The organism is Nostocoides australiense Ben110 (genome assembly GCF_001050535.1).
GTDB lineage: Bacteria > Actinomycetota > Actinomycetes > Actinomycetales > Dermatophilaceae > Nostocoides_A > Nostocoides_A australiense.
The window spans coordinates 3,128,815-3,135,470 of the sequence record NZ_HG764815.1 but is presented as its reverse complement, the minus strand read 5'-3'; the positions used below and the strand labels follow the sequence as shown (position 1 = coordinate 3,135,470).

Here is a 6,656-nt window from a genome sequence, read left to right as displayed (position 1 = left end):
CGGCCCGCGCCGCACCCCCAAGGACGCCGTCGACGCCCTCATCGAAGCCATCGAGATCCTGCGCGCGTTCTGGACCGGCGGCACCGTCCGCCACGACGGCACGCACTACCGCACCGTCGGCCTGCGCGCCGGCCCCACCCCGGCGCACGAGATCCCCCTCTGGCTCGGCGCCTACAAGCCGCGCATGCTGCGCGTCACCGGCCGCCTCGCCGACGTCTGGATCCCGTCGATGGGGTATGCCGATCCGCCCGCCCTCGCGGACATGAACGCCGTCATCGACGAGGCCACGATCGCCGCCGGCCGCGCCCCGGAGTCGGTGCGCCGCGCCTACAACATCGTCGGATCCTTCGGCGCCGCAACGGGTTTCCTCCAAGGCACCCCGAGAGACTGGGCCGAGCAACTCGCCGACCTCACCCTCACCCAGGGCATGGCCACCTACATCCTCGGCAGCGACGACCCCCGCGCCCTCGCGACCTTCGCCCAGGAGGTCGCCCCCGCCGTCCGCGACCTCGTCGAGGCCGAACGCGCCCGAGCCGCGACGAGGAGCGAGCCGGGCGGCATACCGGGAAGCGTTGCCCCCCAAGGCAACCCACCGGCCGAGCCGAGCGAGCCGGGGGAGGGGAGGCCGCGGCATACCAGCCTCGGGGTCCGGCCCACCCCCGACTCCGGGGAGCGGCTCGCCCGCGAACAGGCCTGGGCGGAGGACGACCGGCCGGCCTTCGCGATGCCCGAGCGGGAGTACACAGCGCACGAGGAGGCGACCGCCGCGCACCTGGTCGACGTCCACGACCACCTGCGCAGCGAGCTGACCCAGATCCGCGAAATCGTCGCCCAAGTGCGTTCTGGCGCAATGGGAATCGGGTCGGCGCGCTCGGCGATCAATACGATGACGCTGCGGCAGAACAACTGGACGCTCGGGGCGTATTGCGCGGCGTACTGCCGGATCCTCACCGGCCACCACACCCTCGAGGACCGCAGCATCTTCCCGCACCTGCGGCGCGCCGAGCCTGGCCTCGCGCCGGTCATCGACCGCCTCGAACGCGAGCACGAGGTCATCCACGACCTGCTGGAGCGGCTCGATGAGGCGCTGGTCGCGATGGTCACCGCGGACGGTATGCCGCCCGCCCTCGCCGAGCTGTCCGGCGCGCTGGACCTGTTGACCGATGCGCTGCTGTCGCATTTGTCGTATGAGGAGCGGCAGCTTCTCGCGCCGCTCGCCGCGCACGGGTTCGGGTGACCGCCTGGGGCATCCTCTCGCGTGCGTGTGGCGCGCGCCGAGGGCACGCGGCACGGCGTGCGCGCTGAGCTTGTCGCCGCGCCCTGGGTCGGGCCATGTCGTCGGGGGAGACTGAGCCCATGCAAGTTGTGGTCTTGGCCGATACGCACGCGCCGCGGCGGTGGAAGGGCATTCCCGAGGGGCTGTACGCGCCGCTGTCGCGGGCGGAGGTGATCCTGCACGCGGGGGATGTGTGCACGCCGGACGTGCTGGACGCGCTCGCCGGGTTCGCGCCGGTGCACGTCGTGCTCGGCAACAACGACGGGCCGGCGGTGGCCGCGTGGGGTGCGCCCGAGACTCTCGAGCTGGTGCTGGGCGGGGTGCGGGTGGCGATGATTCACGACTCGGGCGCGCGGCAGGGCAGGGGGCGTCGTATGCGGCGCCGGTTCCCCGACGCGGATCTGGTGGTGTTCGGGCACTCGCACATTCCGTTCGACGGGGTCGAGGACGGGGTGCACCTGTTCAACCCGGGGTCGCTGACGGATCGCTGGCGGCAGCCGGCGGGGACGTATGGGGTGCTGCAGCTTGCCGACGGGGTGGTCGTGCGACACGAGATCGTGCCCTTGCCGGGCTGACCGGTTGGGGTGTGTTCAGTTGGGCCAGCGGTCGTCGGAGTCTCCGCGGCGACGAATCGTCGCGTCGGTCAGCAGCGGATTATTTTGCGCGGCAGCGGTATCAGCGGCGACGGTCGCGTCGTCGGCGCCGAGAACGACGTACTGCACGGTCTTCTCGGGCTCGAGGTAGAAGATCACGACGGCGCCCGTCATCGCGTCGCCGGCGCTCATCCAATCCCGCGCGATTTGGCTGGTGTCGATATGGCCGAGGTAGGTGATGCTGCCGCGCAGCTCATCCGGGTGGCGGGTGCCATTCGGTCGCTGCACGCCGTACTTGGCGGCGGTCCAGTCCGCGGGCAGCCAGGACTTATCGGTCAGGCGCGGAAGCTCGTCGAGCACCATGTCGACGTGCTCGGGCGTCGAGGGTGATGTCGAGGGACTCGGGGAACTCGAATCCAGCGTGGGCGGACACCGTGTCGACGCCGTCGAGTGCGGTCAGGCGGGTCTCGACGGCGTCCTGCCCGTGGTCCTTGCCGTTGCACGCCCCCGCGACCGCGACGGTCCCCGCGAGGAGCAAGGCCGCGACGGCCCGCCGGCGAACCTCATACCCTCCTGGATCCGTCCAGCATGACCCGGCGCAGCTTGTCCGTGGGGCGGGAGTGTGCGATCACCTGCGCTGGGGTCGCGTCCTCCGGGAGCCGGTTTGCTCCTCGGTGGGGCGATGCCGCACACTATGACAGCTACGCGCAAGTGGCGGAACGGCAGACGCGCTGTCTTCAGGTGGCAGTGTCCTTACGGGCGTGGGGGTTCAAATCCCCCCTTGCGCACTCTGGGGTAGTTCCCTGAACTACCCGATTCGGTTTCCCGAAACTCCCGGCCGGATGTGATCTGGCCGGGAGTTTCGTCGTTCCGAGGGTCGTGCTGGTCTTCGACCCCTCCCCTGGCGCCGATTGGGTATGCCGTGGGGCCGGTTTCGCTGTCTCGGGGCCGTTTCCGGGCAGGCTGGCGCCGGGCTCCGTGCTTGCTGATTTGGTTCGGGCTGGGCCGGTCAGTCGCCTTAGTGTCTGCCTCGGCCGCGGGTCCTGGTGGCCTTGTCGAGTGGTCGGTCGTCCACAGGATCACCGAGGTGGACCTGCCACGGTTCGGGTCGGCCGCGTGTGGTGTGCCACGCGTGGAGGCTGACGAGGTTGTGCCCGATCAGGGTGACGGCCATGAGCAGGGCGGTCGCGACCAGTCCGGTCTGTCGGAAGAAGCCGCGGTTGACGCTCAGCCGTTGGTAGCGGTTGATGCCGATGAGGCCTTCGACGAGGGAGCGCCGGTTGAACGAGAGCGCCCAGCGCGTGGACTGCCAGGGGTGGTGCTGCCGATCGCGTTCGAGCAGGCTGTCCGGGACGGTCAGGGTCTTGCCGCATCCGCAGGGCTCGCCGGGGGTGCAGGTCGTGGTCGGGATGGTGTGCGGCATCCGAATCGATGCGGGGGTGTTGGGGCAGCGGACCTTGAAGGGGTGGCCGTCGACGGCCGGTCCGCGAAAGCGTTGGGTGCCACGGTTCGGCTCGCGCTTGGCGTGGGGCACGAAGCGGTAGGGTTCGCGGGCGTCGAAGGCTTCCCGACGTCGCGCCTTCTCGGCGGCTGTCATGCCCAATGTCGGAGGCTCGAGATCCCGGTGGGTTTCGGGGAGCGCGCTGGAGTAGAGGCTGCCGTCGACCCACACCGTCCCCGCGTCTGGACCGGGGCGGACTCCGCGCTGGGTCTTGTGCAGGTCCATGGTCAAGGTGATGCCGCGATCGCGCAGCGGGCCGGCGAGTTTGTTTCCTTTGGCGGTCGTGTAGCCGCGGTCGAGCAGGAGTTCGTCGAACTCGGGCAGTGCGTCGACCATGCCGAGGCAGGCTCGCGTGCGGTCGCGGTTGCCAGGGCGCAGTGTGAGCCCGGCTGCCAGCTGGGGCACCGGGTCGGAGCCGACCTTGGGGGCATACGTGCCGAGGTGTGCCTCGTAGCCGAAGAAGTGCTCGGTGGGTCGACGGCTGGTGGCGGTGCGGTGGCCCCAGCGGGCGTCGCGATCGTAGGAGTAGAAGCTGCGGCCGTCGCTGTTGATCTTCTTGTCGTGGGCACGGGCGACGCTCTCGACGTCGGTGCCGTCGATGGCGACGACGGTTGGCCGCTCGAACTCTGGTGGGAGACTGGCCTGGATGAGCAGCGTGGCCAGTTGGTCGAGGCTGACCTGCTCGAAGGGGCAGCCCTCGGGGCAGGAGAAGACCTCGCCCGTGTCCAGGTCGACGTCGAGGTCGTGATCGTGGTCGACGAGGACTCCGTGCTCAACCACGCGACGGATCGCGAGCCACCCCGAATGCATCCGCTTGTACTTGACCTGCATGCGCTTCGGGATTCCCAGTGCCGCTCGCTTGCCCGGTTTGAGCTTCCTCACGGTCCGGCACACGCCGGAGGTCGTCATCGAGTGAGGCTGGTCGCTGGCGTGGAAGATGTACGCCGCGAGGACTCCCGACAGCGGGATGAGCCGAGGTCGTCCGGTCCTCTGCTCCGCGGCCACGCAGATCTTCGTGGCGATGTTGCTGTTGGCGACGGCGACGGCTCGCGCGATGCGCTGCTCGTCCGTCATCGGGTTGGCTTGCGTGGCGTCCGAACTCCGCCGCGGAGTTCCCGCGTTCGGAGGTCGTCGCGGTCTGCTCACCGGCGGACCGCCTGGGCGAACAGCTCACGGTCATCGGGTTGCGGGACGAACTGCTCGAGTGCCTGATACGACCGCCAGGACGTCAGGCCAGCGATCCGAGTCAAGCCGGCCATCGACATGCCGTGGGTGAGGTGCTGGACCATCCACGTGACGCGCAAGCGGGCCGGGGTGATGCGCGGGCATCCTGGCGGGATGTCCGCCTTCGCGAGCATCTCGTGGAATGGGGAGCGGTCCCACTTCCGCGGCCGATACGCCAAGATCGGTGCGTCCGGTGGTTCGCCCAGGAACGCGGCGAGGATCGTGTCGTTGGGTGCGGTGATCGGGACGACGCGCGGATGAGGACCACCGGGCACTCTGACGCAGAGGAAGCCGTGCATGTCCGCCAGATCGCCGACGTTGGCTCTCCAGAGTTCTTGGGGGTGCAGTCCCGCGCCGAGCCCGAGGGCCAAGCACCCGGTGAAGCGCCGACGGCGGATCTGAGTGCTCTGACTGTTGGCGATCTCCCACAGCCGGGCGATTTCATCCGCTGTGAAGGGTCGGGTGGTCTTGCTCTGTCGCAACGGGGCTGGCCCCGGTGTCCACGGCGCCTTGACCGTGATCTGGCGTGAGAAGCGTCGAAGGTCTGAGCGCCGAGTCGCACGTGACGAGACCGAGAGGTGGGCTGCGCCGACCAGGATGTACCGCTCCACCGCGTCGGGGGTGAACATCCGGTCCCGGTCGAGCGGGAATCCCTGGCGGTGCGCCCAGACGACGAACTGCGACACGGTGCGCATCGCCTCAATCGCGTGGCGGGTGCTGCGGGGATGCACCATCAGCACGGACTCACGCGTGAAGTCCGCGACGGGCGCCCACTCTCCCTTGGGGATCGCGTAGGGCACGTAGTTGAAGACCGCGGACCGCGAGCCCTCGTCGTCGGCGTGGCGGTTGACGTTCTCAGTTCCAGAAGAGCACTCTGGACGTGTTGAAGACATAGAAGTACCCCCTCAGGGTGCTGCGCAGGTGAATGAAGGCAGCGAGCTCGCTACTCGCTGAAGCGATTCGCGACGAGGTCCGGAGTTGGCGCTCTGGGCCTTTCGCATGTCGGCGTCCTGCGCCGAGCGGCTCACTCCATCGCGGCCCCGCGACACTCGAGGGCGGCGGCCAGGAGGTCGGCATGGACGGCCGTCACGGATCGGCCGTCGGTCAGGGCGACGTCATAGAGCTGCTTCGCGAGCCGGGCAGGGATCCGTGCATCGAAGCGCACGAGCTCATCCGGGGCGTAGCGGCGAGGGTGCGAAGCCGGCCGCCCAGTGCGGGCAGGCGGCAACTCGATGCGCTTGCTGGTGTCCTTCACCCGCTTCTCCAACCGACGTCGACTCACGTCGAACGGTTGGTCAGTCCGTCCATCACGGAGGGCGGGTTGGATCTCCGGCGCCACAGGGCGGCTGCCCTGACGAGTGGCTGACCCCCACGGTGAACCGTGTGGCTGAATCCAGAGTAGGGACTTCGGTCGCGCGACGCCACGAAGCCACGCCAGCCCATCGCTGCGGTCCCGATTCGGCAACGACCTGTTGCCAAATGTGCAGCAACTTGTTGCACATTTCGGCCCAAGCTGCGGCCCAATCAGGCTCTTCGCCGTTGAGTGTGGGGTCATAGGTTGAGGCCGCCGCCGATCAGGAGCATCCGGAGTCGGTAGTTCTCGAGGTTTCTGAAGCCGCGGGCGATGGGTCGGTGGAGTTCGATGAGGCCGTTGACGGCTTCGGTGCCGCCGTTGTTGGCGCCGTCGGTATCGAAGTAGCCAAGTAACTCCCGACGCCACTGGTTCAACGTCTTCCCGAGGCGCTTGACCTGCGGGATCGGGCAGGTCATGAAGGAGGCCAAGACCTTCTCGGCGATGGCTCGTCCGGCGGCGTGGCTGGCTTGGTGGTAGCAGTCGCGGACTTGTTGGGCGCACAGCCAGGCGACTTCGACCTCGACATGTCGGTCGTCCGCCGCCCACGCCTGCTCGAGGCGTGCGTGTTGGCGCTCGGTGAGGTTCTCCCGGCCAGCGCGCAGGATGTTCCGGACCCTATAGAGGCTCATCCCAATCGAGGGTGTAGTCGGGGTCTGAAGCCGCCGGTCTCGAGGAGGCTGCGGGCGATGTAGTTGGTCAGGTTGCGGA

Annotated in this window: 6 protein-coding genes, 1 tRNA gene and 1 pseudogene; 3 read left to right on the top strand and 5 right to left on the bottom strand. The window is 68.9% G+C overall.

The window, feature by feature from the left end:
• Together BN11_RS15185 and BN11_RS15180 are read left to right on the top strand one after the other, a co-directional pair.
• A partial coding sequence (locus BN11_RS15185; RefSeq protein WP_048699070.1) for an LLM class flavin-dependent oxidoreductase occupies positions 1-1,237 on the top strand: 1,237 nt, incomplete at its 5' end.
• A 119-nt stretch (positions 1,238-1,356) separates the two neighbouring features.
• Positions 1,357-1,851, top strand: coding sequence for a metallophosphoesterase family protein (locus BN11_RS15180; protein ID WP_048701630.1), 495 nt, complete (start codon positions 1,357-1,359; stop codon positions 1,849-1,851).
• Positions 1,852-1,866: 15 nt separating this feature from the next.
• Here BN11_RS15180 and BN11_RS15175 read toward each other — a convergent pair whose 3' ends face one another.
• Entirely contained in the window at positions 1,867-2,232 is a 366-nt protein-coding gene (locus BN11_RS15175; RefSeq protein ID WP_048699068.1) for a hypothetical protein, read from the bottom strand.
• Between the two features lie 342 nt (positions 2,233-2,574).
• Here BN11_RS15175 and BN11_RS15165 point away from each other — a divergent pair.
• Positions 2,575-2,657: transfer RNA gene (locus tag BN11_RS15165), tRNA-Leu, on the top strand.
• A gap of 230 nt (positions 2,658-2,887) precedes the next feature.
• Here BN11_RS15165 and BN11_RS15160 read toward each other — a convergent pair.
• The 4 genes and pseudogenes from BN11_RS15160 to BN11_RS15145 all read right to left on the bottom strand — a co-directional run.
• Complete coding sequence (locus BN11_RS15160; RefSeq protein ID WP_048699063.1) at positions 2,888-4,444, bottom strand: hypothetical protein; 1,557 nt, start codon at positions 4,442-4,444, stop codon at positions 2,888-2,890.
• A 68-nt stretch (positions 4,445-4,512) separates the two neighbouring features.
• Entirely contained in the window at positions 4,513-5,487 is a 975-nt protein-coding gene (locus tag BN11_RS15155) for a site-specific integrase (protein ID WP_157044193.1), read from the bottom strand.
• Between the two features lie 131 nt (positions 5,488-5,618).
• On the bottom strand, positions 5,619-5,849 hold the full coding sequence (locus BN11_RS15150; RefSeq protein ID WP_048699056.1) for a hypothetical protein: 231 nt from the start codon (positions 5,847-5,849) through the stop codon (positions 5,619-5,621).
• Between the two features lie 296 nt (positions 5,850-6,145).
• A pseudogene (locus BN11_RS15145) lies at positions 6,146-6,571 on the bottom strand (ISL3 family transposase); the annotation flags it as partial.
• Positions 6,572-6,656: the final 85 nt, after the last annotated feature.

Excerpts from the sequence above, each read along its gene's own strand:
- BN11_RS15180 (WP_048701630.1), top strand. The coding sequence starts at position 1,357 with ATGCAAGTTGTGGTCTTGGCCGATACGCACGCGCCGCGGCGGTGGAAG.
- BN11_RS15175 (WP_048699068.1), bottom strand. The coding sequence starts at position 2,232 with ATGGTGCTCGACGAGCTTCCGCGCCTGACCGATAAGTCCTGGCTGCCC.
- BN11_RS15160 (WP_048699063.1), bottom strand. The coding sequence starts at position 4,444 with ATGACGGACGAGCAGCGCATCGCGCGAGCCGTCGCCGTCGCCAACAGC.
- BN11_RS15155 (WP_157044193.1), bottom strand. The coding sequence starts at position 5,487 with ATGTCTTCAACACGTCCAGAGTGCTCTTCTGGAACTGAGAACGTCAAC.